The organism is Streptomyces tailanensis (assembly GCF_008386495.1).
GTDB lineage: Bacteria > Actinomycetota > Actinomycetes > Streptomycetales > Streptomycetaceae > Streptomyces > Streptomyces tailanensis.
On sequence record NZ_VTHJ01000026.1, the window covers coordinates 72912 to 97917 of the forward strand.

Annotated in this window: 24 protein-coding genes, 1 tRNA gene and 4 pseudogenes; 17 read left to right on the top strand and 12 right to left on the bottom strand. The window is 71.0% G+C overall.

Features of this window, described 5'->3' with window-relative positions:
• Together F3T56_RS47015 and F3T56_RS21915 are read left to right on the top strand one after the other, a co-directional pair.
• Positions 1–301, top strand: a 301-nt coding sequence (locus tag F3T56_RS47015) for a peptidoglycan-binding domain-containing protein (protein ID WP_216372983.1), incomplete at its 5' end; no start/stop codon positions are given.
• Between the two features lie 89 nt (positions 302–390).
• The gene (locus F3T56_RS21915) at positions 391–1380 is read left to right on the top strand and encodes a peptidoglycan-binding domain-containing protein (RefSeq protein ID WP_149826981.1); all 990 of its coding nucleotides are present in this window, start codon (positions 391–393) and stop codon (positions 1378–1380) included.
• A gap of 69 nt (positions 1381–1449) precedes the next feature.
• On the opposite strand, the gene F3T56_RS21920 is transcribed toward F3T56_RS21915, so the two are convergent.
• The 4 genes from F3T56_RS21920 to F3T56_RS21935 all read right to left on the bottom strand — a co-directional run bounded on the left by F3T56_RS21920 (position 1450) and on the right by F3T56_RS21935 (position 3229).
• Positions 1450–1534: transfer RNA gene (locus F3T56_RS21920), tRNA-Ser, on the bottom strand.
• 78 nt (positions 1535–1612) lie between these two features.
• Positions 1613–2044 (bottom strand): tRNA adenosine(34) deaminase TadA, encoded by a 432-nt coding sequence (gene tadA, locus F3T56_RS21925; RefSeq protein ID WP_246203755.1) that lies wholly within the window; start codon positions 2042–2044, stop codon positions 1613–1615.
• A gap of 135 nt (positions 2045–2179) precedes the next feature.
• Positions 2180–2716 carry a tRNA adenosine deaminase-associated protein gene (locus F3T56_RS21930; RefSeq protein ID WP_149827042.1) on the bottom strand — a complete coding sequence of 179 codons (537 nt, stop codon included), beginning with the start codon at positions 2714–2716 and terminating at the stop codon, positions 2180–2182.
• 309 nt (positions 2717–3025) lie between these two features.
• A complete protein-coding gene (locus F3T56_RS21935; protein ID WP_149827044.1) occupies positions 3026–3229 on the bottom strand; it encodes a hypothetical protein in 204 nt (67 codons plus the stop codon).
• Positions 3230–3568: 339 nt separating this feature from the next.
• Between F3T56_RS21935 and upp the strand changes: the two genes are divergently transcribed.
• Positions 3569–4204, top strand: a complete 636-nt coding sequence (upp, locus tag F3T56_RS21940) for a uracil phosphoribosyltransferase (protein ID WP_149826985.1) — start codon at positions 3569–3571, stop codon at positions 4202–4204.
• 37 nt (positions 4205–4241) lie between these two features.
• Here the strand turns inward: upp and F3T56_RS21945 are convergent, their stop codons facing one another.
• From F3T56_RS21945 to F3T56_RS21965, 6 genes are all read right to left on the bottom strand, one after another.
• The gene (locus F3T56_RS21945; protein ID WP_149827046.1) at positions 4242–4925 is read right to left on the bottom strand and encodes a LytR C-terminal domain-containing protein; all 684 of its coding nucleotides are present in this window, start codon (positions 4923–4925) and stop codon (positions 4242–4244) included.
• A 164-nt stretch (positions 4926–5089) separates the two neighbouring features.
• Positions 5090–5386, bottom strand: coding sequence for a type II toxin-antitoxin system VapB family antitoxin (locus F3T56_RS21950; RefSeq protein ID WP_003999914.1), 297 nt, complete (start codon positions 5384–5386; stop codon positions 5090–5092).
• Positions 5387–5686: 300 nt separating this feature from the next.
• Positions 5687–5839 carry a hypothetical protein gene (locus tag F3T56_RS46295; RefSeq protein WP_172639067.1) on the bottom strand — a complete coding sequence of 51 codons (153 nt, stop codon included), beginning with the start codon at positions 5837–5839 and terminating at the stop codon, positions 5687–5689.
• 71 nt (positions 5840–5910) lie between these two features.
• Entirely contained in the window at positions 5911–6255 is a 345-nt protein-coding gene (locus F3T56_RS21955; RefSeq protein WP_246203748.1) for a hypothetical protein, read from the bottom strand.
• Between the two features lie 90 nt (positions 6256–6345).
• Positions 6346–6939: an HhH-GPD-type base excision DNA repair protein gene (locus F3T56_RS21960; protein ID WP_149826987.1), complete on the bottom strand. Its 594-nt coding sequence runs from the start codon at positions 6937–6939 to the stop codon at positions 6346–6348.
• Between the two features lie 43 nt (positions 6940–6982).
• The gene (locus F3T56_RS21965) at positions 6983–7732 is read right to left on the bottom strand and encodes a siderophore-interacting protein (protein ID WP_149826989.1); all 750 of its coding nucleotides are present in this window, start codon (positions 7730–7732) and stop codon (positions 6983–6985) included.
• Positions 7733–7811: 79 nt separating this feature from the next.
• Here F3T56_RS21965 and F3T56_RS21970 point away from each other — a divergent pair, with 79 nt between their 5' ends.
• The 11 genes and pseudogenes from F3T56_RS21970 (at position 7812) to F3T56_RS22025 (ending at position 18848) form a co-directional block, all read left to right on the top strand.
• Positions 7812–10019, top strand: coding sequence for a penicillin acylase family protein (locus F3T56_RS21970; RefSeq protein ID WP_149826991.1), 2208 nt, complete (start codon positions 7812–7814; stop codon positions 10017–10019).
• Positions 10009–10629: a GNAT family N-acetyltransferase gene (locus F3T56_RS21975; RefSeq protein ID WP_149826993.1), complete on the top strand. Its 621-nt coding sequence runs from the start codon at positions 10009–10011 to the stop codon at positions 10627–10629. Before F3T56_RS21970 ends, F3T56_RS21975 begins: the two co-directional genes overlap by 11 nt.
• Before the next feature lie 9 nt (positions 10630–10638).
• On the top strand, positions 10639–11121 hold the full coding sequence (locus F3T56_RS21980) for a cupin domain-containing protein (RefSeq protein ID WP_149826995.1): 483 nt from the start codon (positions 10639–10641) through the stop codon (positions 11119–11121).
• Between the two features lie 251 nt (positions 11122–11372).
• On the top strand, positions 11373–13187 hold the full coding sequence (locus F3T56_RS21985) for a copper resistance CopC/CopD family protein (RefSeq protein WP_149826997.1): 1815 nt from the start codon (positions 11373–11375) through the stop codon (positions 13185–13187).
• A 320-nt stretch (positions 13188–13507) separates the two neighbouring features.
• Positions 13508–13930: pseudogene (locus F3T56_RS21995) on the top strand (NAD(P)-dependent oxidoreductase); the annotation flags it as partial.
• 295 nt (positions 13931–14225) lie between these two features.
• Positions 14226–14714 (top strand): annotated as a pseudogene (locus F3T56_RS22000) (NAD-binding protein); the annotation flags it as partial.
• Complete coding sequence (locus F3T56_RS22005; RefSeq protein WP_149826999.1) at positions 14711–15112, top strand: pyridoxamine 5'-phosphate oxidase family protein; 402 nt, start codon at positions 14711–14713, stop codon at positions 15110–15112. The pseudogene F3T56_RS22000 and the gene F3T56_RS22005, both read left to right, overlap by 4 nt.
• A gap of 71 nt (positions 15113–15183) precedes the next feature.
• Positions 15184–15342: pseudogene (locus F3T56_RS22010) on the top strand (VOC family protein); the annotation flags it as partial.
• 131 nt (positions 15343–15473) lie between these two features.
• Positions 15474–15724 (top strand): annotated as a pseudogene (locus F3T56_RS22015) (VOC family protein); the annotation flags it as partial.
• Between the two features lie 56 nt (positions 15725–15780).
• Positions 15781–18168, top strand: coding sequence for an ATP-binding cassette domain-containing protein (locus tag F3T56_RS22020; RefSeq protein WP_149827001.1), 2388 nt, complete (start codon positions 15781–15783; stop codon positions 18166–18168).
• Between the two features lie 86 nt (positions 18169–18254).
• Complete coding sequence (locus F3T56_RS22025; protein ID WP_149827003.1) at positions 18255–18848, top strand: DinB family protein; 594 nt, start codon at positions 18255–18257, stop codon at positions 18846–18848.
• Between the two features lie 357 nt (positions 18849–19205).
• On the opposite strand, the gene F3T56_RS22030 is transcribed toward F3T56_RS22025, so the two are convergent.
• Together F3T56_RS22030 and F3T56_RS22035 are read right to left on the bottom strand one after the other, a co-directional pair.
• Positions 19206–20441, bottom strand: a complete 1236-nt coding sequence (locus F3T56_RS22030; protein ID WP_246203749.1) for an SWIM zinc finger family protein — start codon at positions 20439–20441, stop codon at positions 19206–19208.
• The gene (locus F3T56_RS22035) at positions 20438–23230 is read right to left on the bottom strand and encodes a DEAD/DEAH box helicase (protein WP_149827053.1); all 2793 of its coding nucleotides are present in this window, start codon (positions 23228–23230) and stop codon (positions 20438–20440) included. Before F3T56_RS22035 ends, F3T56_RS22030 begins: the two co-directional genes overlap by 4 nt.
• 333 nt (positions 23231–23563) lie before the next feature.
• On the opposite strand from F3T56_RS22035, the gene F3T56_RS48030 reads away from it, so the two are divergent.
• From F3T56_RS48030 to F3T56_RS22050, 3 genes are all read left to right on the top strand, one after another.
• On the top strand, positions 23564–23806 hold the full coding sequence (locus tag F3T56_RS48030; protein WP_246203750.1) for a hypothetical protein: 243 nt from the start codon (positions 23564–23566) through the stop codon (positions 23804–23806).
• 127 nt (positions 23807–23933) lie between these two features.
• Complete coding sequence (locus tag F3T56_RS22045) at positions 23934–24182, top strand: hypothetical protein (RefSeq protein WP_058850160.1); 249 nt, start codon at positions 23934–23936, stop codon at positions 24180–24182.
• Positions 24179–24580: a DNA-binding protein gene (locus F3T56_RS22050; protein WP_149827005.1), complete on the top strand. Its 402-nt coding sequence runs from the start codon at positions 24179–24181 to the stop codon at positions 24578–24580. Before F3T56_RS22045 ends, F3T56_RS22050 begins: the two co-directional genes overlap by 4 nt.
• Positions 24581–25006 lie beyond the last annotated feature (426 nt).

Below are 25006 nucleotides of genomic sequence, written 5' to 3' on the forward strand. Positions count from 1 at the left end.
CTTCGGGTCGGGTACGGCGGCGAAGGTGAAGGCGTTCCAGAAGGCCAAGGGGCTCACCGCCGACGGTGTCGTCGGGCCGGACACCTGGACCGAGCTCGTCGTCACGGTGAGGTCGGGCTCCAAGGGGGCGGCCGTGCAGGCGGTGCAGCGGCAGCTCACCGCGAACGGCTACGCCGTCAAGGCCGACGGTGTGTTCGGTTCGGGTACGGCCGCGAAGGTCAAGGCCTTCCAGAAGGCCAAGCGCCTCACGGTGGACGGCGTCGCCGGGCCCAACACCTGGGTGGCTCTGACCGCCGGCTGATCCACCCCGCGACTCGTCTCAGGGTGCGATCCCACCAGTCCCGCGGCCCAACGGGGGACGCGGTTCCATCAGGAAGGGAAACATTTCTCATGCGTACCGAAACACACAAGCGGAACAACCGCCGCATCGCCTCCGTCACGCTCGTCGCCGCCGCCCTCGTGGCCGGTGTCACGGCGACCGCCCCGGCCGGGGCCGCCACGGCCCAGCCGACGGCCGAGTCCGCCGGTGTCGCGGCTCAGGCGTCGTGGCCGGTGGTGAAGTCGGGTCAGCGGGGTGTGGATGTGGCGACCGTCCAGCTGCTGCTGACGGCCCGGGGGTTCAAGGTCTCGGCCGACGGTGTGTTCGGGTCGGGTACGGCGGCGAAGGTGAAGGCGTTCCAGAAGTCCAGGAAGCTCGCGGCGGATGGCGTTGTCGGGGCGAAGACATGGGCGAAGCTCATCGTGACGGTGCGGCAGGGTTCCAAGGGGACGGCTGTTCAGGCGCTTCAGCGGCAGCTCAACGACAACGGCTACAAGGTGTCCGTCGACGGTGTGTTCGGGTCGGGTACGGCCTCGAACGTGAAGGCGTTCCAGAAGGCCAAGGGGCTCTCCGCGGACGGCATCGTCGGCCCCAACACCTGGTCCCGGCTGGTCAGCGGCGGGGGCGGCGGGGGCGGCAACCCCGGCGGCGGCAAGCTCAGCGACGCCCAGGCCATGGCCCGGCTGAAGGCCGCCGGCATCACCCGCAAGTCCTCGGGCAACTGCATCGACCGTTACCGCAAGAACTGCACGAGCCTGCAGGGCATCCGGGTCGGCACCGTCAACGGTGTCATCGCCCTGAAGAAGAAGAGCGGTTGCAAGATCGTCATCACCGGCGGCACGGAGGTCGGTCACGCCAGTGGCACCTACAGCCACTGGAACGGCTACAAGGTCGACGTTCCCCGCACCTCGTGCGTCACCAACTACATCCACAAGCACTCCAAGAAGCACCACAAGCGCAAGGACGGCGCGTGGGTGTGGCGCGTGACCTCCGGCGGCAAGACGGTCATCGACTACGCCGACGAGAACTGGGCGAACCACTGGGACATCACGTACTACTGATCCCGGACGGATCTGAGACGGAAGCAGAAGAGGCGCCCGGTTCGATGAACCGTGCGCCTCTTCTATCTGCGGTAGCGGAGGGATTTGAACCCTCGGTGACTTGCGCCACACTCGCTTTCGAGGCGAGCTCCTTCGGCCGCTCGGACACGCTACCGAGGGAGACATTACAGCAAGGTGGGGCGTGGTTTGAAATCGGTATTCGCCGGGGTCCGCGGGCGGTGCCGAAGGGGTGTCAGCGGAGGCGGAAGAAGTCCGTGAGGAGGCGGGCGCATTCGTCGGCGAGGACGCCCTCGATCACCTCGGGGCGGTGGTTGAGGCGGCGGTCGCGTACGACGTCCCAGAGGGAGCCGACCGCGCCGGCCTTCTCGTCGCGGGCGCCGTAGACGACCCGGTCGACCCGGGACTGTGTGATCGTGCCCGCGCACATCGTGCAGGGTTCGAGGGTGACGACCAGGGTGCAGCCGGTCAGCCGCCACTCGCCGAGTTCTTCCGCCGCCCGGCGAATGGCCACTACCTCCGCGTGGGCCGTCGGATCGCCGGTGGCCTCGCGCTCGTTGTGCCCGGTGGCGAGGACGGCCCGGCCGTCCGGGGACAGGACGACCGCGCCGACCGGCACGTCACCGCCCGCGGCGGCCCGCCCGGCCTCGTCCAGGGCGAGCCGCATCGCGTCCCGCCAGCGGTCGCGTACCGGATCGGGGCCCCGATCGGGGCCCGGTGGCTCTGCGTCGGTTGATTCGGTCACTCCGGGAACCTAGCTGATGACCGATGCCACCCGGCTGGCGCCGGGTGGTGGGTTGCCCTAGCGGACCGTCTCCAGGACCTCCGAGGCTCCGAGGGCCTCGGCGATCGAGTTGAGGGCGTCGTCCGCGTCGAGGGCGCGGAGCTCCTTCTCGGTCACGCCCAGGTCGTCGAGGATCTCGCTGTCGCCGACCGGGCTGTGCGGCACGGCCTCGGCGGCAGTGCCGCCGCCGTCGTCTTCATCGTCGTCGGCCGGCTCACCGTCCTCCGTGCCGTCGAGGTCGAGGGAGTCCAGGTCGGGGTCGTCGTCGCCGGGCTCCCTTCCGAGCAGTTCGTCGGTGAGCAGGATTTCGCCGTAGCTGCTGCGGGCAGCGGCGGCGGCGTCCGACACGTAGATACGAGGGTCGTCCTCGCCATCGATGCGGACGACGCCGAACCAGGCGTCCTCCTGCTCGATGAGCACCAGCACCGTGTCGTCGTCGGGCGAGGCTTCACGGGCCAGGTCGGCCAGATCCGACAGGGTCTCCACATCGTCGAGCTCTGTGTCGCTCGCTTCCCACCCGTCTTCGGTGCGCGCGAGCAGTGCGGCGAAGTACACCGTGACTCTCCCACTGGTCATAGGCGTGCCGGTTGGGGGTCCCCCCGGCGGAGGTTGCTGGGCGGGGAGTGCTGTGCTCCGAGCCCCACCCACTCGGAATCGTGGCAGAAACAGAGCGCCCAGGGGACGTCTTCGGCTCCCTGTGTCCGGCCGAATTGATCGCCGGTCGGGCCGCCGTTCACCTGCGCACCTGTTGCCGCCACCAGCGGATCGTACGCGGAGTTCCTCGCCGTACATGCACGGCCACCCCGTGAGCGGCGCGTGTACGTCCCTACGGGCGGGGAGAAGGAGGGCTTTGGGTGCCTGCGGCTACCAGCGGAAGGTACGCATGCGCATGGCGTGCCGGAGCCGGGCGGCCTTGGCGCGGCGCGGCTGGACCCGGTCCCGCAGCTCCCGCGCCTCGGTCAGTTCCCGCAGAAACTGCGCCCGACGGCGCCTGCGCGCGGCGTCGCTGCTCTGGTCGGTCTCGCGGTCGGTTGCGCGACTGGTCTCGCGGTCGGTTTCCCGGCTGATCTCGCGGCCCGTCTCCGGGCGTGTCTTCGGGCCCACCCTCTGGCATACCTCTTGGCCCGCCCCTCGGCCTGCTGTTTCCCGCCCCGTCCCCTGGCCCGGCTCCGGGGCCGTCCCCCTGTCGTCGTCCCCCTGCTGTCGCGGCGACCTGTCGTCCACGTCTGCCATGGGCTCACCACCGTCCGGCATCGGCTCACCACCCCGCTACATTCCTCCCACTTTCCCTCCGGCGGGGGGTTTGATGCCCCCGGGCGGGTGAACCGTGTGGATCCCGCTTGCCGGGGTGGACCACCAGCCGGGGACGGGGAGTCCGCCGCTGTTGCCACGGTTACTGTTGTGGTCATGCGTCTTCACGTCGTCGACCACCCTCTGGTCGCCCACAAGCTCACCGCGCTGCGCGACCAGCGCACCGACTCCCCGACCTTCCGTCGTCTCGCCGACGAGCTGGTCACCCTGCTCGCCTACGAGGCCACGCGCGACGTGCGCACCGAACAGGTCGACATCACGACGCCGGTGGCGTCGACGACCGGCGTCAAGCTCTCCCACCCGCGCCCGCTGGTCGTGCCGATCCTGCGGGCCGGCCTCGGCATGCTCGACGGCATGGTCCGGCTGCTGCCGACCGCCGAGGTGGGCTTCCTGGGCATGATCCGTAACGAGGAGACGCTCGAGGCGTCCACGTACGCCACGCGCATGCCGGAGGACCTCTCCGGGCGTCAGGTGTACGTCCTCGACCCCATGCTCGCCACCGGTGGCACTCTCGTCGCCGCGATCCGTGAGCTGATCGCGCGCGGTGCGGACGACGTGACGGCCGTGGTGCTCCTCGCCGCCCCCGAGGGCGTCGAGGTCATGGAGCGCGAGCTGGCGGGCACCCCGGTGACGGTCGTGACCGCCGCGGTCGACGAGCGCCTGAACGAGCACGGCTACATCGTGCCGGGCCTGGGGGACGCGGGGGACCGGCTGTACGGGGCTGCCGAGTAACCAGCCCTTCACACGGGTCATCCCTTACGGGCCCGGCTCAGCAGGTCTTCGTGGCGGTGGACGTCGGCTCGGGGCTGGTCAGGTCGGCCAGGGCCTTGGCGGCGTCCTTCTGCTTGCTGAGGGACTTGAAGCCGGTGCCGATGATGAGGTCGACCTCGGTGGCCTTCGCGCGCCCGTCGGTCTTCAGCTGGGCGCCGACGAGCTGGGTGTTGAGGACGGGCAGGGCCGTCTTCTCGGCGGCCTTCGCGCCGAGCAGTATCGCCGTGCCCTTGACCTTCTTGTCGTACTCCTCGGTCGCGTTGCCCACGTTGCCGATGCGGAAGCCGCGCTTCTTCAGCTCGTCGGCGGTGTCCTTGGCGAGACCGGCGCGGGGCGTGGCGTTGAGGACGTTGACGGTGATCCGGCCGGGCTCGGGGAAGGGCTTCCCGGATGCGTCGGATGCGTCGGATGCCTCGGATGACTTCGACGCCGACTTGTCGGATGGCTTCGACGCCTCGGACGTCGTGGGCGAGGGGCTCACCCCGGACGCGCAGTCGGTCTTGGGGCCGGCCGCGGTCGCCTTGTCGTTGCCGGTGAACACGTCGATGAGCTGCAGTGTTCCCCAGCCGACGAGGCCCAGCGCGGTCGCGGAGGCGATGACCGCGAGCACGAGCCTGCGGCGCCTCTTCGGTCGGCGCAGCCGCGGGTACTTGTCCCCCGTGATCCGGTACTGGCCGCCCATGCCGGGAGGAGTCAGCATGCTCATGGGCGCAGCGTAGTGCCGTCGGGCGGCGATTCCTACTAGATGATCAACGGCCGCGCTGCAGTCCAACCCGAAAGGGCCAACCGGCGGGGGCCCTGGGGCCTTGGGGTGGCCTTGGAGGGCTCTGGGGCTGGGCCCGGCGCCTAGTCCAGTTCCAGGACGCGGGCGTGGAGCACCTGGCGTTGCTGGAGGGCGGCGCGTACGGCGCGGTGGAGGCCGTCCTCCAGGTACAGGTCGCCCTGCCACTTCACCACGTGCGCGAAGAGGTCGCCGTAGAAGGTGGAGTCCTCGGCGAGGAGGGTCTCCAGGTCCAGCTGCCCCTTGGTCGTCACGAGCTGATCGAGGCGGACCGGGCGCGGCGCGACGTCCGCCCACTGCCGGGTGCTTTCCCGGCCGTGGTCGGGGTACGGCCGGCCGTTTCCGATGCGCTTGAAGATCACACGGAAAGCCTACCGGTCGAGACGTTCCGGGCGCAGCCATGGCGACGGAGTGTGACCCCGGAAAAGGTGCCGTGAATCAGGGCGAACCGGTAATTTCGCGGACTTCGGTGGCGGCCGTGACCCCTCGACGGATGGCCGTGAGGAGCCGTCGGGCCGGGTCCCGCCCAGGCGTGGGGTGCGATCCGAAGCGTGAACAGGGGTCGGAAACAAGCCATCAGGGGCGCGAACTCGCGGGGAACGGGCAGAGGCGGGGGATGGGGAACGCCCTGGAGTCGAGTGGGTTCCAGGGCGTTGCCGTGGTCAGTCGTCTTGCGGGGACTTCGGGGGCTGGTGGTCGGCGCTCCTCGGGTCGTGCTTGGGGTCGGTGGTTCGGTCGGGGTTCGGTTTGGGGGTGCTGCGGGCGGCCTCCGCGCGGAGGAGGGCGCGCAGGACCGTGTACGGGTCGCCGGGCATGCCTGTTTCCTGTCCTGTGTTCTCGGGGTTCTCACGTGCTGTTTCGGTGGGTGGCGTGAGCCGGAGGGCTCTCAGCAGCGCAGGACCACGGAGCGCAGGATGTGCGGGGTGTACGGGGGTGACGCCGGGGGACGGGGCGGTGCGGGGAAGCGGAGCCTCGCGGCGGGCGGGTGCGAAGGGGACGTGACGGGGGCCGGGCGGGTCGTCGCGGACGGCCGGTGGGTGGGGCGGGACGAGGGCCGCGGGGCCGTCTCGACGAGGTCGTACTCGGCGGCGGCCGACTCGCTCGACACCGTGACCGCGAGGCCCGCGTGGGCCGTGCCGTGGGCGCCGGGGACCAGCAGGGCGAAGGCCAGGGCGAGCACCCTGGTCCAGGTCCAGGACCAGGCGCACGTTCGGGTCGGGGTGGTGCTCACGGGGGTTGTTTCCCCGGTGCGGGGGCGGGCCGCATCGCCGGGGCCGTGAGATCCGCTCACACGGCGTACGGCCGCGCCGGTGCCGTACGACTACTTGCCGGAGGCCTTCGCCGCCTTCGCCGCCGCCTTCATCTCCTGCTTGTGGGCGCGGACCTTGGCCAGGGACTCGGGGCCCTTGATGTCGGCGACGGAGCGGAAGGAGTCGGGTTCGCCGTAGGCGCCCGCGGCCTCGCGCCAGCCCTCGGGGTGGACGCCGAGTTGTTTGCCGAGGAGGGCGAGGAAGATCTGGGCCTTCTGGCGGCCGAAGCCGGGGAGGGCCTCCAGGCGGGCCAGGAGGTCCTTGCCGGTCGTCACGTCCCGCCAGAGCGCGCTCGCGTCGCCGTCGTGGTGCTCGACGAGGTACTGGCACAGCTGCTGGATCCGCTTGGCCATGGAGCCGGGGTAGCGGTGCACGGCGGGCTTGGTCGACAGCACCGCTACGAAGGCCTCCGGGTCCAGCGCGGCGATCTCGTGGGCGTCGAGGTCGTCCGAGCCGAGCCGGTCGGCGATGGTCCGGGGGCCCTTGAACGCCCACTCCATCGGCACCTGCTGGTCCAGCAGCATGCCGACCAGCGCGGCGAGCGGACTGCGCCCGAGGAGTTCGTCCGCCTCGGGGTCCTGGGCGAGGTGAAGGGTGACGTTCATGCTCCGATGATCGCGTGCCCGGCGGCGCGGCGCAGCCCGGCCCCTACGGCCGCCAGTAGCCCAGCGCGTGCATCCGTTGCTTCGGCACGCCCAGTTCCTTGCGGAAGTACGACGTCAGGGAGCGGGTCGTGGCGGTGTCGCAGGCGATCCAGACGTACGGGTCGGGGGTCTTGCTCAGCAGCGTCGGCGCGTCCGTCTTCACCTGGGTGAGGAGGTGGGCGCCGGCGTTCTGGCGTGGGACCGGGCGGAGTTCGTGGTGGGTCGGGTCCAGGCGCAGCGGGAGGCCGGCCGCCCCGCTGTCCCCGGCCTCCCCGTCCTCCTCCGGGGTCTCGAACCAGATCGTCGCCGGGGCCGAACCCAGCGCGCCCAGCAGGGAGTTGATCGCCGGGAGCGAGGCCGGGTCGCCGATGGCCAGGATGTGGGAGGGGGCCGGGTCCGGGTCGGTGAAGCCCGTGCCGTGGACCGTGGCCTCGATGGTGTCCCCGGGCTTCGCCGAGCGCGCCCAGTCGCCGGCGCGGCCCTCGTGGAGGGCGAACTCCAGGCTGAAGGTCCCGGCGGCCGGGTCGGGGTCGACGAGGGTGTACGCCCGCTGGTGCGGCTTGCCGGCGGCCTCGAACCAGAGCCGTACCCACATCGTCGGGTGGACGCCGGCCACCGCGAGCATGCCGCCGTCGGTGAGGTGCACCCGGCGGTAGTGCTCGGTGACTTGTTCTGTGCCGGTGACGGTGAAGACGAAGTCCTTCGCGCGGAGCAGTTTGAGGACCGCTCCCTCCCACCCGTGCCCCTGCCCCATGGCTTCTGCACCCTTCACGTACGCTTTGATCCCAGATTGCTTAGGTGAGGCTAACCTAAATCACAGGTGGGATACAGGGATGCGGGAAACCGGCGGTACGCAGGGGTACGTACAGGCGAACAGTTTGAGCCACGGCGATAGTGAGGCGTACGAGGCGTATGAGACGCATGCGTCGTACGGGACGTATCGCGATGCCTGGGGCATCCCTCATCTCCGTGCCGCCGGTGTCCACGAGCTGGCCCGGGCGCAGGGGCGGGTCACCGCGCTCGACCGGGCCTGGCAGCTGGAGGTCGAACGGCATCGGGTGCAGGGCGCCTCGGCGGCGTTCCTCGGCACCGACGCCGTCGCCTGGGACATGTTCGCGAGACGGGCCCGCCTCGACGACACCGGCCGAAGATGCTTCGCCCGGCTGGAGAGAACGGACCCGGAGACCGCCGACTGGGTTCGTGCGTACGTCGAGGGCGTGAACGAGGGGCTGGTGGAAGGGGCCCGGCGCGCGCCCGAGTTCGAGCGGGTCGGGCTCGCGCCCGGGCGCTGGGAGGCCTGGCATCCGCTCGGGGTCTGGCTCGCCACGCACATCCTGTTCGCCGGGTTCCCCGCCAAGCTCTGGCGCGAGGAGGTCGTACGGCACCTCGGCGCCGACGCGGTCGGGCTCTTCGCCACCGACGGGCCCGCCACCTCCGGCAGCAACGGCTGGTTGGTCGACGGGGCCCGTACGACGACCGGGCGGGCCGTCATCGCCGGTGATCCGCACCGGTTCATCGAGGACCCCGGGGTGTATCAGCAGATCCGCCTCTCCTGCCCCGAGTTCGACGTCGTCGGCCTCGCCGTCCCGGGCATGCCCGGCATCGCCCACTTCGGCCACACGGGACACGTGGCGTGGGCGATCACCAACGCCATGGCCGACTACCAGGACCTCTACCGGGAGCGGCTGCGGCGGGTGCCCGGCGCTCCTGACTCCCCTGATTCCCCTGACTCCGTCGAGGCGCTAGGTCCGGACGGGCGGTGGCGGCCCGTGCACCGGCATGTGGAGGTCGTCGAGGTCGCGGGCGGTGAGCCGGTCGAGGTGGAGGTGATCGAGACCGAGCGCGGGCCGGTCGTCATCGGGGGAGTCGATCTCGATGCCGATTCCGGCGCCGATCCCGGTCCCATCAGCCTCCGTTATCCGCCCCGCGCCACCGAGGACCTCGGGCTGAGCGCGCTGCTCCCCCTCCTCCGGGCACGTGAAGTCGGGGACGTGGACCGGGCGCTCGACCGGTGGGCCGAGCCCGTGAACGTCGTCCAGGCGGCGGACACCTGGGGCGGGGTGCTGCATCGGGTGGCGGGCCGGGTGCCGGTGCGGAGCGCGGACAACCGGACGCGGATCGTCGCCGCCTGGGAGCCGGGGCACGAGTGGCGGGGGTGGCACGAGACGCCGTACGGCACGTTCGAGGACGGCGTCGCCGTCATGGCGAACCAGCGGGGCCCGGCGACACCGCTGGGTGTGGAGTTCGCCCCGCCGCACCGGGCCGAGCGCATCCGGGAGCTGCTGGACGAGAAGCCGGTGTGGTCGGCGCCGGACATGCCCGCCCTCCACATGGACACCCATCTGGCCTCCGCCGGGCCGCTGCTGGACCACCTGGGCGACGAGCCCGGCACGCTCACTCCGGCCGCGGCCGACCTCCGCGAACGGCTGCTGCGCTGGGACCGGCGGATGGCGGCCGACAGCGTCGAGGCGGCGGCGTACGCGGCGGTGCGCGGGGCGGTCGTACGGCGGCTCGCGGCGCAGCCCGCCTTCGCGGCGCTGGCCGTGCCGCCGGCGTACCCGGAGGTCTTCCGGCCGTGGCTCTCGCTCACCGTCCGGATCGGCTTCGCGCTCGAACACCTGCTCAGGGCGGAGGAGTTGTACGGCGTCGACCGTACGGCGATCCTGCGGGAGGCGCTGGAGGAGGCCGCCGGGGCGGCCGAGTCCGGGCGGTGGGGTGACAGCCATCGGCTTGTGGCGTGGCGCGCGGTCGAGGGCGATGTGCCGGCCGAGCAGCCGGGGCTGGCCGGTGATCACGACTGTGTGCTCTGCACCTCCGCCGTCCCCGGCCTCACCGACCTCAGCGCGCGCGGGCCCGCCGCCCGTTACGTCTGGGACCTGGCCCGGCGCGAGGACAGCCTCTGGGTGGTGCCGTTCGGGGCGTCGGGGGTGGCCGGGTCGGCCCATCACCGCGATCAACTCCCCCTGTGGCTCAAGGGCGACCTCGTACCGGTTGTCACTGATTGGGATCTGCTGAAGAAGGAGAGCACTGATGACGAGTGAGACGGCCGTGGTGCCGTACGGCGACCGCATGGCCGTGCACGAGGAGGTGATCGACGGCTTCGGGGCTGTACGGATCCTGCCGTTGGAGCCGGAGGCCGACGCCGAGGTGGTGCACGGGTGGGTGAGTGAACCGCGTGCCGAGTTCTGGGGCATGAACGGGCTCACCAAGGAGCAGGTCCAGGAGATCTACGCCCATCTCGCCACCCTCGACACCCACCACGCCTACCTCGCCGTGCACGAGGGTGAGCCCATCGGGCTGTTGCAGACGTACGAGCCGGAGGCGGACCGGGTCAGCGAGTGCTACGAGGTCATGCCCGGGGACATCGGGGTGCATGTGCTGCTGGCGCCGGCCGGGCGGGGCGGCGGCCGGCCGGGTTGGTCGGCCTCGGTTCTGGCGGCCTTCACGTCGTACGTGCTGGTCGGGCTGGACCGGCGGCGGGTGGTCGTCGATCCGGACGTGCGGAACGAGAAGGCGATCACGCGGTTCATGCGGCAGGGGTTCGAGCGGGGGCCGGTCGTCGTGCTGCCGGAGATCGATCTGCCGGATGTGTATCTGCCGGAGAAGCGGGCCCAGTTGGCGTTCCTGAGACGGGAGGATGTGCTCACGTAGCCTGGGCGCGTGACTCCTGAAGAGCTCGTCTCCCACTACGCGTTGGAGCCCATTCCGCGGGAGGGCGGTCGTTTCCGTCAGACGTGGGCGGGGGCGAAGCGGGGCGACGGGCGGCCCGAGGGGACCGCGATCGTCGCCCTGCTCACGACCGAGCCGGGCGACTACTCGGCGCTGCACCGGCTCCCCGATGACGAGATCTGGCACTTCTACCTCGGCGATCCCCTCCAGATGCTGCTCCTGCACCCCGACGGCTCGTCGCGGGTCGTCGTCCTCGGGACGGATGTGGTCGGCGGGCAGTACGTGCAGTACGTCGTGCCCGCCGGGACCTGGATGGGGGCGCGGGTCCTCGGCGGGGCCGGGGCATGGACGCTGTTCGGGTGCACGATGGCGCCCGGGTTCACCTTCGAGGGGTACGAGCACGGGGACCCCGGGGAGCTGGCCGCGCGGTATCCGGAACGGGCCGCGCTGATCGCGGAGCTGGGGAGGGAGTGACCCGGAGCCCGTCGGGAGGGTCTGGGCCGGGGATGAACGCGACGTTGGTGACACGCGTACCTAATCGAGGAATCCGAGAGCGGGCACCAGTGGATCCGGAGCGCGACGTGGGCCGACGCAGCGACAGGGGCGAACAGCGACATGGCGGAACCGGCGGGAACATCGAGGCCGGCGGTAGGTACGTCAGCGGCAGGTACGTCAGCGGCAGGTACGGACGTTCCGGCGCCGGATGCCGAGGGGTTCAGCGCCTGGTGCTGCTGGGCACCGTGCTGGTCCTGTTCCTCCTCGGCGGGGCGGGGCCCGCGTCCGCGCACGCAGCGCTCACGGGCAGCGACCCCGCCGACGGAAGCGTCCTCGACTCCGCTCCCCGGGACGTCACCCTCACCTTCACCGAGTCGGTAAGCCTCCTCGACGACTCCATCCGCGTCATCGACCCGGAGAACCGCGCGGTCGAGACGGCAAAGCCGGGGCGCTCGGGCGACCGTTCCGACACGGCCCGGGTCAGCCTCCCGACGGGCCTCGACGACGGCACGTACACGATCGCCTGGCGGGTCGTCTCGGCCGACAGCCACCCCATCTCCGGCGCGCTGATCTTCTCCATCGGCGAACCCACGGCGACCTCCGCCAACCTCCCCACCGGCCTCACCGAGGACCCGCTCACCTCCTCCCTCTACGACATCACCCGCTACTTCGCGTACGGCGCCCTCGCCCTGCTCATCGGTGTGACCGTCTTCACGACGGCGGTACTCGGCCGGGCGTACGAGGCGCTGCGCAAGCTGCTCCTGGCGGGCTGGCTGGCGCTGCTGCTGGCCTCGGCGGCCCTGTTGCTGCTCCGCGGCCCGTACGAGCGGGGCAGCGGCATCGGGGCCGCCCTCGACCCGTCCGTCCTGAGCGACACGGCGACGACCAGGCCGGGCCTCGCCCTGCTGGCGCGGCTGGCGCTGCTCGCGGCGGTCGGGGTCCTCCTCGTCCGTGTGCGGGGCCGGGACGGGGCGTGGGGGAAGGGCGCGCGCGTCGGCGGGGTCCTGCTCTCCCTCGGGCTGGCCGGCACCTGGGCGGCCGCCGAGCACGCGTCCGCCGGTGTCCAGGTGCCGGTGGCGATGACCTCGTCCGTGCTGCACCTGCTCGCCATGGCCGTCTGGCTGGGCGGACTGACGGCCCTGCTCACGGTGTTGTACCGGGCCCCCGAGTCCCTGTCGGCCACCGTGGTCACCCGCTTCTCCCGGCTCGCCTTCGCCTCGGTCGTCGTCCTCGTCGTCACCGGCGTCTACCAGTCCTGGCGCGGCCTCGGCTCCTGGGCCGCCTTCAGCACCACGGCGTACGGGCAGATCCTCGTCGCCAAGCTGGGCGCCGTGGTGTTGTTGCTGGTGGCGGCCTGGTTCTCGCGGCGGTGGACGGGGCGGTTGGGGGCCGAGCCGTCGGTGGTGGTGGCGGAGGAGCGGGTGCCTCAGCCGGTGGGGGCGGTGGCCCTGGTCAAGGAGGAGGACGGTGCCGGTGGCGGCTCGGTCGCCGCCGCGGACGCTGTGGACGGTCCCGACGACTCGTCCTCGTCCTCCGACGGCCACGGCAACGACCACCGCCAGTCCCTCCGGCGTTCCGTCCTCGCGGAGTTCACCATCGCCGTGGTGATCCTCGTGATCACCACGGCGTTGACGGGCACCCTGCCGGGCCGGGCCGCGGCGGAGAGCGCGAAGGAGGCCGGGGGCGCGGCCGCGCCCGGAGAGGTCACGGCGTCCTCGACCACGGTCCCCTTCGACGTCGGCACCCCGAACGGTCAGGGCAAGGTCCAGATCGACCTCGGGCCGGGCCGCGTCGGCCAGAACTCCGTGCAGGCCGTGGTCTTCGGCCCCGACGACGGCATCGCGACCGTCCCCGAACTGCGCCTCACGTTCACCCTCCGGGCGCAGAAGGTCGGCCCGATCGACGCGAAGCTGGAGAACCGGGGCGGCTACTGGGCCACGGACACCCTCCAACTCCCGCTGCCCGGCACCTGGACGATGAACCTCACGGTCCGTACGACGGACATCGACCAGGTCACGGTGAGGAAGTCGGTACGGGTCGGATAGACAGGCCGTCACCGCTCGCTCTCGTGCAGCGGCGCGCCCACCAGCGACGTCGACGGGGTCCCGTCCACACCGACGGGCGGCTCCCCGGCGGGTGGACGCGGACGACCGGGTGGACGGAGGCGACCTGGTGGTCCTGGAGGTGGCGGAGGTAGGGGTCGGGGAGGCGCCGACCGCTCGCCTCTCAATGTTTGACGATCAACATGCCCGTCGTATCCGCTCCGCCGGTCTTCCCGCACCGCCGCCCCCGCATGCCCGCCGCCCGGCAACGCGTCCTGTTCGAACGGCGGCATCGACGGGCGGTCGGCTGGTTGAGTGGGGGTATGACCGACAGGCTCAAGCTCACCGTAAGTGTCCTGGGCACCGGCATCATGGGTGCCGCGATGGCCCGTAACCTCGCTCGCGCCGGCCACTTCGTACGGGCGTGGAACCGTACTCGTGCCAAGGCCGAGCCGCTCGCCGCCGACGGCGCGCACATCGCCGAGACGCCCGCCGAGGCGGTGCGGGGTGCCGATGTGGTGCTGACCATGCTGTACGACGGGGCCGCCGTGCGGGAGGTGATGCGCGAGGCGGCGCCCGGTCTGCGCACCCTGCGCTCCGGCGGTGCGTGGGTGCAGTCCACCACCGTCGGCATCGAGGCCGTCGCCGAACTGGCCGCCCTGGCCCGCGAACACGGGCTCGTCTTCTACGACTCCCCCGTCCTCGGCACCCGCCAGCCCGCGGAGGCGGGGCAGTTGACGGTCCTAGGGGGTTTGAAAGCCCCGCACAGCACCCGCGGCGCCCGGCACGCTCCCCCACTCTCGGCTTCGCTCGAGCGGGAGGGGCCCCCACCGCCGCACCCGGCCAAAGGCCCAAGTAGCTCCTCCCCCAGTCTCAACTTCGTTCGACCGGGGGCACCCCCATCGAGGGCCTTCGTCCGGCACGCCGAGGGCACGCACCGGCTGTGACACCAGCCTCCCCCACTCTCGGCTCCGCTCGAGCGGGGGGACCCCCACCCGCGGCGGGCGCGGGCACCGCACGGGGCTTTCAAAACACCCCCTCGCCGGACCGGCCTCGGGGCGGGAGACGGTGACGCCCGTCTTCGACGCCGTGGGCGCCCGTACCGTCTGGACCGGCGAGGACGGCGCGGCGGGCACCGCCACCCGGCTGAAGCTCGTGGCCAACAGCTGGGTGCTCGCCGCCACCAACGCGGCCGGCGAGACCCTGGCCCTGTCCAAGGCCCTCGGCGTGGACCCGCGGTCCTTCTTCGAGGCCATCGACGGCGGCCCGCTCGACATGGGCTACCTGCGCGCCAAGTCCGCCCTCATCCTGGACGACCGGCTCTCCCCGGCCTCCTTCGCCGTGGCCACCGCCGCCAAGGACGCCCGCCTCATCGTCGAGGCCGGACAACAGCACGGCGTACGCCTCGCCGTGGCCGCCGCCGGCGCCGAACGCTTCGCCCGCGCCGCCGTCCAGGGCCACGCCGACGAGGACATGGCGGCGGCGTATTTCGCCAGCTTCGACGAGGAGCCCACGGAGACGGGCGAATGAGCGATTCCGAGCCCGCCGACGTCATACGGGAGCGGCTGGCCCGGGAGAAGAACGTCTGGCTGTGCACCGTACGATCGGACGGCTCTCCCCATGTGACCCCGGTGTGGTTCGTGTTCCTGCGCGGCGGTTGGTGGATCGGCTCGGACGGCGGTTCGGTCAAGGTCCGCAACATCGAGAGGTACGCGCGGGTGTCGCTGGCGCTGGAGGACGGCCGGTTCCCCATCGTGGCCGAGGGGGATGCCGTAGTGCACCGTCGCGTGCCGTTCCCGGCGGACATCACGGACGCCTTCGCCGCGAAGTACGACTGGGACGTCTCCGCCCCACACCGGCCGGGCGAGCCCCGCGTACTGCTCGAAGTCCCCGTACGACGCTGGCTGCTGGCCGGCACCGCCCAGTAGCCCGCAACCCCTGGCCGTACCGGTCAGGAATCGAGAAGCGCCGGGGCGGCGCCGCCCCTAGCGTGAGGGCCATGGACCTCACCATCCACGCGAGCTTCCTTCCGCACGACGACCCGGACGCCGCCCTGGCCTTCTACCGCGACACCCTCGGCTTCGAGGTCAGGGGCGATGTCGGGCACGGCGGGACGTGCTGGATCACGGTCGGCCCGGCCGGTCAGCCCGGCACGTCCCTAGGGGGGTGGTGAAAGTCCCGCACAGCACCCGCGGCGCCCGGCACGCTCCCCCACTCTCGGCTCCGCTCGAGCGGGGGGACCCCCACCCGCGGCGGGCGCGGGCACCGCACGGGACTTTCACCACACCCCTGGTCCTGACTCCGCCCGCCGCCGACCCCGACCTCACCGACGACGAGCGCGACACCATCGCCGAGATGATGGCCAAGGGCACCTACGCCGGCATCGTCCTCGCCACCGCCGACCTCGACGCCACCTTCGACCGGCTCCAGGCCCGTGACGCCGACGTCGTCCAGGAGCCGATCGACCAGCCGTACGGCGTCCGCACTGCGTCTTCCGCGACCCGGCCGGCAACTGGATCCGTATCCAGCAATCGCGCTGAGCCCCCTAAGACCTACGGAAGCCCTACAGAGATCACAGATGGAGACACGAGACACGATGAGCAAGGTCACGAGCACGGACGCGCACGCCGCCGACAGCCATGATCTGATCCGTGTGCACGGCGCCCGCGAGAACAACCTCAAGGACGTCAGCATCGAGATCCCGAAGCGCCGTCTGACGGTGTTCACCGGCGTCTCCGGCTCGGGCAAGAGCTCACTGGTGTTCGACACGATCGCCGCCGAGTCGCAGCGGCTGATCAACGAGACCTACAGCACCTTCGTGCAGGGCTTCATGCCGACGCTCGCGCGGCCCGAGGTCGACGTACTGGACGGGCTGACGACCGCGATCAGCGTCGACCAGCAGCGGATGGGCGCCGACCCCCGCTCCACGGTCGGCACCGCCACCGACGCCAACGCGATGCTGCGCATCCTCTTCAGCCGGCTCGGCAAGCCGCACATCGGCCCGCCCAGCGCGTACTCCTTCAACACCGCCTCGGTCCGGGCGAGCGGCGCGATCACCGTCGAGAAGGGCGCCAAGACCAAGGCCCAGCGGGCGACGTTCGAGCGCACCGGCGGTATGTGCGTCCGCTGCGAGGGCCGGGGTTCGGTCTCCGACATCGACCTCACGCAGCTCTACGACGACTCCAAGTCGATCGCGGAGGGCGCGTTCACCATCCCGGGCTGGAAGTCGGACAGCCAGTGGACCGTGGGCCTCTACGCCCAGTCCGGCTTCCTCGACCCGAACAAGCCGATCCGCGACTTCACCAAGAAGGAGATGCACGACTTCCTCTACGGCGAGCCGACCAAGGTCAAGGTCAACGGCATCAACCTCACCTACGAGGGGCTGATCCCCAAGATCCAGAAGTCGTTCCTGTCCAAGGACAAGGAGGCGATGCAGCCGCACATCCGGGCGTTCGTGGAGCGGGCCGTCACCTTCACCACCTGCCCCGAGTGCGACGGCACCCGGCTCAGCGAGGGCGCCCGATCCTCGAAGATCAAGCGGATCAGCATCGCCGACGCCTGCGCGATGGAGATCCGTGACCTCGCCGAATGGGTCCACGGCATAGAGGAGCCGTCGGTGGCGCCGCTGCTCGCCAAGCTGCGGCACACGCTGGACTCGTTCGTGGAGATCGGCCTCGGCTATCTCGCGCTGGACCGGCCGGCGGGCACGCTGTCGGGTGGCGAGGCCCAGCGCGTCAAGATGATCCGCCACCTCGGCTCCTCGCTCACCGATGTCACCTACGTCTTCGACGAGCCCACCATCGGCCTGCACCCCCATGACATCCAGCGGATGAACGACCTGCTGCTGCGGCTGCGGGACAAGGGCAACACCGTGCTGGTCGTGGAGCACAAGCCCGAGGTGATCGCGATCGCCGACCACGTCGTCGACCTCGGCCCCGGCGCCGGTACGGCGGGCGGCACCGTCTGCTTCGAGGGCACCGTGGAGGGGCTGCGGGCGAGCGACACCGTCACCGGCCGCCATCTCGACGACCGGGCCGGCCTCAAGGAGACCGTACGCAAGGCCACCGGCGCCCTGGAGATCCGCGGCGCGACGGCGAACAACCTGCGCGGCGTCGACGTCGACATCCCGCTCGGGGTCCTGACCGTCATCACCGGGGTGGCGGGCTCCGGCAAGAGCTCGCTGGTGCACGGGTCGATCCCCACCGCCGAGGGCGTGGTGTCCGTCGACCAGACGCCGATCCGCGGCTCCCGGCGCAGCAACCCGGCGACGTACACCGGACTGGCCGACCCGATCCGCAAGGCCTTCGCCAAGGTCAATGGGGTGAAGCCGGCGCTGTTCAGCGCCAACTCCGAGGGCGCCTGCCCCACCTGCAACGGCGCCGGCGTCATCTACACCGACCTGGCGATCATGCAGAGCGTCGCCACCCCCTGCGAGGACTGCGAGGGGAAGCGGTTCCAGCCGTCGGTGCTCGAATACCACCTCGGCGGCCGGGACATCAGCGAGGTGCTGGCGATGTCGGTGACCGAGGCCGAGGAGTTCTTCGGCGGCGGCGAGGCGGCCACACCGGCCGCGCACCGCATCCTCGACCGCCTCGCCGACGTCGGCCTCGGCTACCTCACCCTCGGCCAACCCCTCACCACCCTCTCCGGCGGCGAGCGCCAGCGGCTCAAGCTGGCCACGCACATGGGCGACAAGGGCGGCGACCGCCAGGTCTTCGTACTCGACGAGCCGACGACCGGTCTCCACCTCGCCGACGTCGAGCAGATGCTCGGCCTCCTCGACCGCCTCGTCGACTCCGGCAAGTCGGTCGTCGTCATCGAACACCACCAGGCGGTCATGGCCCACGCCGACTGGATCATCGACCTCGGCCCCGGCGCCGGCCACGACGGCGGCCGCATCGTCTTCGAGGGCACCCCGTCCGACCTGGTCACGACGCGGGCCACGCTCACGGGGCAGCACTTGGCGGCGTACGTGGGGGCCTGAGCGGGGTGGGTCGGCGGCTGTCCGGAGCGGCCGCCCACCCGCGAAAAGTCGTGCGGGCGGATCGGGCGGGCCAGCAGACTGACCTAATGCTCACACCAGACGTAAAGGCAGACCTTCGTTTCTATCTGCAGTCCGCCCGGGACGCCCTGATGTGGAAGCTGGAAGGGCTGTCCGAGTACGAAGTCCGGCGGCCGTTGACCCCGACCGGCACCAACCTCCTGGGCCTGGTGAAGCACGCGGCCGGCGTCGAACTGGGCTACCTCGGCGACACGTTCGGGCGGCCGCACGGTGAGCCGCTGCCCTGGCTCGCGGCCGACGCCGAGCCCAACGCGGACATGTGGGCCACGGCCGACGAGTCACGCGCGTGGATCACCGGTCTGTACCGCCGGGCCTGGGAGCACGCGAACGCCACGATCGACGCGCTGCCGCTGGACACGATCGGCAGGGTGCCGTGGTGGCCGGACGGCCGCGACGAGGTGACCCTGCACCACGCCCTGACCCGCGTGATCGCCGACACCCAACGCCACGCGGGCCACGCCGACATCCTCCGCGAACTCCTCGACGGCGCCGTAGGCATGAACGAGACCAACACGAGCCTGCCGCCGGCCGACTCCTCCTGGTGGACGGAGTACCGGAACCGCCTGGAGAGCGCGGCCGAGCGAGCGTCTCGTACGGCATAGGGACCGCCGGAAGCATCCTCTGTGGACAAGAACCAGGACAATGAGGGCTGAGGCAACAACGAAGGGCCCCGCTGGTCACCAGCGGGGCCCTTCGACATCGTGCCCGGTGAGGCACTGGCGGAGGATACGAGATTCGAACTCGTGAGGGGTTGCCCCCAACACGCTTTCCAAATGTTCGTCTGGGCGTTCGGGGGTGTGCGGAGACGTCCTGACCTGCGGTGTAGCTGGTTTGGGCGGGGGTTCTGAACGGTGCTGTACGCCGGTGAATGCAACCAGAAGTGCAACCACGGAAGTGGGAGCAGCGTGAGTTGTGTCCAGCTTCTGCTCGTGGTTCCTGGTCAGCGGGGAATCGCCTCCTTACTCCCCGTTCTGCGACCAGGCCGCAGTGAGCGCGGTGACCGGGTCACTGTCGGCTGGTGCTGCGGGCCACCATTCGCCGTCGTCGTCCTGGAGGTAGGGGTACCAGCGGGCGTCGGGGCCCAGACGCAGCTGGATGCCGTGGTGGGTGAGGGTGAGGCGGTTGCGCCAGGTTCTGAGGGGTGTGGGGGAATCGGTCATCTCGGCGAGGGCCGCGTCCAGGGCGGTGCGGGCGGCCTTCATCACTGTCGGGTCGGGGACGTGGGGCTGTTCGGCGACGGTGATGCCCGTGGGGCCGCCGTGGCGCCAGGCGCGGGTGAGGCGTGCGAAGACAGTGGGTTTGGCGCCGGTGTTCTGGATCAGGTGGTGGAACCACTCGGGTCCGGGGTTGCTTGCGGCGATGCGGACGGCGTCCTGGTGCTGGGTCAGGTGCAGGTCGGCGGTGTCGCCCGCGAGGAGCCGGGCGGCGCTCGCGGTGGCGTCAGCCATGAGGCGTTCCAGGTCCGCGGCGGCCAGGCCGGTGCCGGGTGGCGGGGCGACGGGCAGTGCTGTGGTGTGGGCGGCAGGTTCCGGGAGTGCGGGCAGTTCGGGGGGCTCTTCGGCCCAGTGGGCGTACGCGGCGGCGGCCGGGATGCCGGCCGGTGCCGATGGGGCGGCGGTCTCCTGTGCTGCCGTACGGAGTGCGCGGAGCTGGGCGAAGACCTCCTCGCGACCGCGGCCGCGCAGCGCGAAGAGCACGAAGGGGTCGGTGTCGATGGTGGCGGCGATGGCGTAGCAGAGCGCGGCGGCGTGCTTGCAGGGGTATCCCCAGTCGGGGCAGGAGCACTCCGGATCGAGCTCGGTGGGCAGTGGGAGCAGTGGGACGCCTGCGTGCCGGGCGTCGTCCACGAGTTCGGCGGGCATCTCGTCGTCGAGAAGTGCTGCGAGATGTCCGGCGCGGGCCGCGATCGTGTCGAGCAGGGTGTCCCACTGAGGGTCGGTGAGGACGGGCAGGTGGACCGAGGAGCGGTACGGGCGCGGGCGGCTGCCCTGGACAGCGGCAGTGACCTTGCCAGGAGCGACGGTGACCGGGCCGACCATGCCTTTGCGGGCGTAGGTGCGTCCGCGCGAGAGCCGTCCGGCGTCCAGGGTGGAGTCCTCCAGGGCGGCCACCCATGCCTGGCCCCACCAGGTCGCGGCGAAGGCTCGCTTGCCGCGGGCGGGCGCACGGCGCGGGCCGGGGACAGCGGGGCTCATGACTGCCTTCCCAGGGCGACGAGTTCGGCGAGGTCGGCGTCGGACAGTTCGGTCAGGGCTGCCTCGCCGGAGCCGACGACGGCGTCGGCGAGGGCGCGCTTGGCTTCGAGCAGCTTCGCCACCTTGTCCTCCACGGTTCCCTCTGCGAGGAGCTTGTGTACCTGGACGGGTTTGTCCTGGCCGATGCGGTAGGCGCGGTCGGTGGCCTGGTCCTCGACGGCCGGGTTCCACCAGCGGTCGTAGTGCACGACGTGAGTGGCGCGGGTGAGATTGAGCCCGGTGCCCGCCGCCTTCAACGACAGCAGGAACACCGGCACTTCACCGCGCTGGAAGCGGTCCACCATCTCCTCGCGCGCGGTGACGGGGGTACCGCCGTGGAGGAAGAGGGTGGGGACTCCTCGCTCTGCGAGGTGCTTCTCCAGCAGGGTTGCCATCTGCTTGTACTGGGTGAAGACCAGCACCGACTCGCCCTCGGCGGTGATGGTGCCGATCAGTTCGTCGAGCAGGTCGAGCTTGCCGGACCGGCCGCGCAGCGGTGTCGACTGGCGCAGGTACTGGGCGGGGTGGTTGCAGATCTGCTTCAGCGCGGTGAGGAGCTTGAGAACCAGACCGCGGCGGGCGATGCCCTCGGCTTCGGCGATCTTCGTCATGGATTCGCGGACCACTGCTTCGTACAGGCTTGCCTGCTCGGCAGTCAGAGGCACGACGCAGTCGGTTTCGGTCTTGGCGGGCAGTTCGGGTGCGATGCCCGGGTCGGACTTCCTGCGGCGCAGCAGGAACGGGCGGACAAGACGGGACAGCCGGTCGGCAGCCTGTGGGTCCTCGCCCGACTCGATCGCTCGGGCGTGCCGGTCGCGGAAGGCCGTGAGCGGGCCGAGGAGTCCGGGGGTGGTCCAGTCGAGGAGCGCCCACAGTTCGGAGAGGTTGTTCTCCACGGGGGTGCCGGTGAGGGCGACGCGGGCGCGGGCGGGCAGGGCGCGCAGCTCACGGGCGGTGACGGCGTAGGGGTTCTTGACGTGCTGTGCCTCGTCGGCGGCGATCAGCGACCAGTCGTGCTCGGTGAGGGTCTCCCGGTCGCGGCGCAGGACGCCGTAGGTGACCAGGACGATCTCGTCATCGGCGAGGTCCTTCAGGTGGCGGTCGCCGCCGTGGTAGCGGCGCACGGGGATGGAAGGCGCGAACCTGGCGGCCTCGCGTTGCCAGTTGCCGAGCAGAGAGGTGGGGCAGACGACGAGCGTGGGGCCGGCGGTGGCGGGGTCGGTCTGGCGGTGCAGGTGCAGAGCGAGCAGGGTGATGGTCTTGCCCAGACCCATGTCGTCGGCGAGACAGCCGCCGAGGCCGAGTGCACACATCTCGGCCAGCCACGCCAGGCCACGCTTCTGGTACCCGCGCAACGTGGCCTTGAGGGCGGCGGGCTGGGGCACGGGGGTGCGGGACTCGGGATCGCGGATACGAGCGACCAAGTCACCGAGCGCACCGACCGCCGCACAGGGGACCCGGTCACCGTCCTGCTCGGCCTCGCCGGTCAGCGCAGCGTTCAACGCCTCCATGGGAGTGAGCGGTTCCATCCGGCGGCGCTTGGCGCGGGCCACCAGCTTCGGGTCGGCGACCACCCACTGGTCGCGAAGCCGGACGAGGGGACGGCGAGACTCTGCGAGAGCATCCATCTCGGCCTCGGTGAGCGGCTCGCCGCCAAGGGAGACCTGCCAGCGGAAGTCGAGGAGGGCCTCAGTGTCCAGCAGGCCGCCCGCGGTGGAACCGGGGGCGGTGCGCTGCCCGATCTCCGTGGTCGCGGTGAGCGCCTTGACCAGCTCGCGCGGCCAGTGCACGTCGACACCGGCCGCGCGCAGCGCGTCCGTGGCGTCCCCCAGGAGATCGAACGCTTCGTCGTCGGTCAACCGGAGCTGATCTGGAGCGGCATCGCCCAGCAGCCTCCGCAGCGGGGGCCAGGCGCGGGCGCCGCGGCGCAGGGCGAGAAGCGTCTCGGTCTCGGCGCGTGGGCCGAGCAGCCGCTCCACTTCGGTCGGCTCGCTCCACAGTCGTGCGGCCTTGATGACGAGCGCCGGGTCCGCCGCGGTGTGCAGTTGCAGGACGGCCCGGAACTGCCGTCGGCGTCCTTCGAGTACGTCGACGCGCAGGGAGACACTGACCTCGGCGGTGAGCGCCGCCTGGGTTTCCTCGGCCCACTCACGCAAGGTGGGCACGGCGCGGGCCTCGCGCCAGGCGTACGGCAGCGCTCCCATGGCGAGCGGCGCGGCCGGCGTACGGACCAGATCATCGGCGACCGCGTCGCAGAACTGTCGTACCAGCGCAGCCGGTTCGGCGATCCGTACCGGAGCTGGGCCCGGCTCGGGCAGGCAGTGGGCGTGTGGCGGGAAGGCGGCGGCCAGGGCGTCCATCGTCTGGCGCTGGGCGGCGGTGCAAGGACCCACCTGCCAGGTGTCGTAACCGGCGGGGGTGAGGGCCGGATGGAGGCGGCCGTCGGCGAGCAGCCGCAGCGCGAAGCGAGTGGCGGCCTGCCAGGCGGCGCCGGAGGGATGCGTCGGCTCCGCATTGGCCAGGGCGGAGACAGCGACGGCGACAGGCAGCGCGTAACCCTCGACTTTGCGCCGCCTGACCGAGCGGCCGTGCGGCAGGACCAGCTCCACCGCCTCGGTCTCGAGGCCGGTGGGCGCCATACTGTCTCCGGCTGCTGTCCCGGTCGGCTTCCACAGCAGCAGCCGCCCGAGGCGGGCGGGCTCACCGGGCAGGAACACCGCCGCCCAGCCGGCGCCGAGCAGCTCCCTCACGAAGGCGGACGTTTCCTGCCGGGCCAGCGGCGGTACGCTCCTCGCGCCTGCACTCGGCTCCCGTACGACGACTCGTGCCACTCTCTTCCGCCCTGTCGCTTGCCGGGCCCTCCCCTGGGCCGCTCACTACGAACCTCACCAGGCAACGTCACACGCCGGCAACCGTGAGCCTTGGCTTGACTGCTGGCGACGGCGCCACGACGGATACGCCGCTGTTGAACGCACCGGTCCTCAACCGTACGGTGCGGCGCTACGGTGAGGCCATGAGCACCTGGGACCCAGCCGCGCTGGAGGCGCTGATCGAGGAGGCCACCGTTGACGCCTACGGCCAGGATGAGCAGCTCCACCAGCGTCTTCATGATGATCGAGGAGAACCTTGCCATGCCGTTCACCACGACTGTTCTCGGCGTCGAGGTGAGCGTGGTCGGTGTCGATCTGACCGACGACGGACGCGTGGTCGCACGCTGCGCCCGGGGGGCGGTCCGACAGGACATCGGAATTCTGGACCTGCCACTGCCAGAACCCGCCCCCGAGGGCGCGCAATGGATCGAGGCGTACCGCTACTGGGCCCGCTGAACCAGCACGTCGCACAACTGCCCAGAGAGCTCCTGCTCGAACGGACAGTCGCCCCGACTGCCGCTGACCGGACCGACTGCGGGGAATAGACAGCTCGTAGCGCGCATATCGCAGTATGCTTGCGGCCATGGCTGACACCACACGCATCACGGTGACACTCCCCACCGAGCAGGTGGCGGAGCTGAAGAAGATCACGGACAACATCTCCGGCTACGTGGCCGAAGCGGTCGCCAGGCAGATCCGGCACCAACTCCTGGGGGCCGACCTGCGCAGCCACACAGACGAGCACGGGGCCTTCAGCGAGGAAGAGCTGGCCGAGGCGCGGGCGCGGATCTTCGGTACGACGTCGGCCGCCGGCGGTGCGAGCGCCGCGTGAGCGGGCACATTGAGACCGTCGTCCTGGACAGCGAGGGGCTGTCGGCCTGGGTGGCACAGGACCGGAAGGTTCTGGCGATGTTCCAGGTGTTCCACGACATGGGGGCGGATCTTGTCGTCAGCGCCAACACCATCGTGGAGGTGAGCCACGCCAGGGTGAACCTGCCCCGACTGCAATGGGCGCTCTCCCGGGTCAAGGTAGAGCCGGTCACCGAGGCAGCGGCCAAGGCGGCGGCACAAATGCTCAAGGGCGCCGGTCTGCACGGACACAAGTATGCGATCGACGCCACCGTCGCGGAAGCGGCCTTGCGTCAGCCTGGCCCGGTCGCCATCCTCACGTCGGATGTCGATGACATGACCCGGCTGTGCGGCAGCAAGGTCCGGATGATCGGGCTATGACCGCGACATCGTCCCGGGACCATGGGCGGATCCGCATGGATCCGTGGAAGCCAGAGTCGCCGCACGCCAACCCGTGATGGGTGAATAAGGCATCGACGGATACGGGGGCATGACTGCGTTCGGTGGCAAAGCTCCTCAGGGCGCAACGCCTGCTGGCGGCTCAGGGCGGCGACTGCCTCTTCGCACCCCGTTGAGGACGGTCAACTCATCGTGTGGGTCCTGGCGGCCGGTAACCGTCGTGACGTATCCCGTCAGATGTGTGGCTCCCCGCAGTCTGCGCCGGTCGCCTCATAGGACGTGAGCGTGCGCCTTCCCGCTTGAGGCGATGTTCTAAATGTCGCGTATAAATGCAACCGAAACTGCAACCAAGGTATGCCGAAGAGCCGGACCGCAATGAGCGGTCCAGCTCTTCGTTTCGCCTGTTCA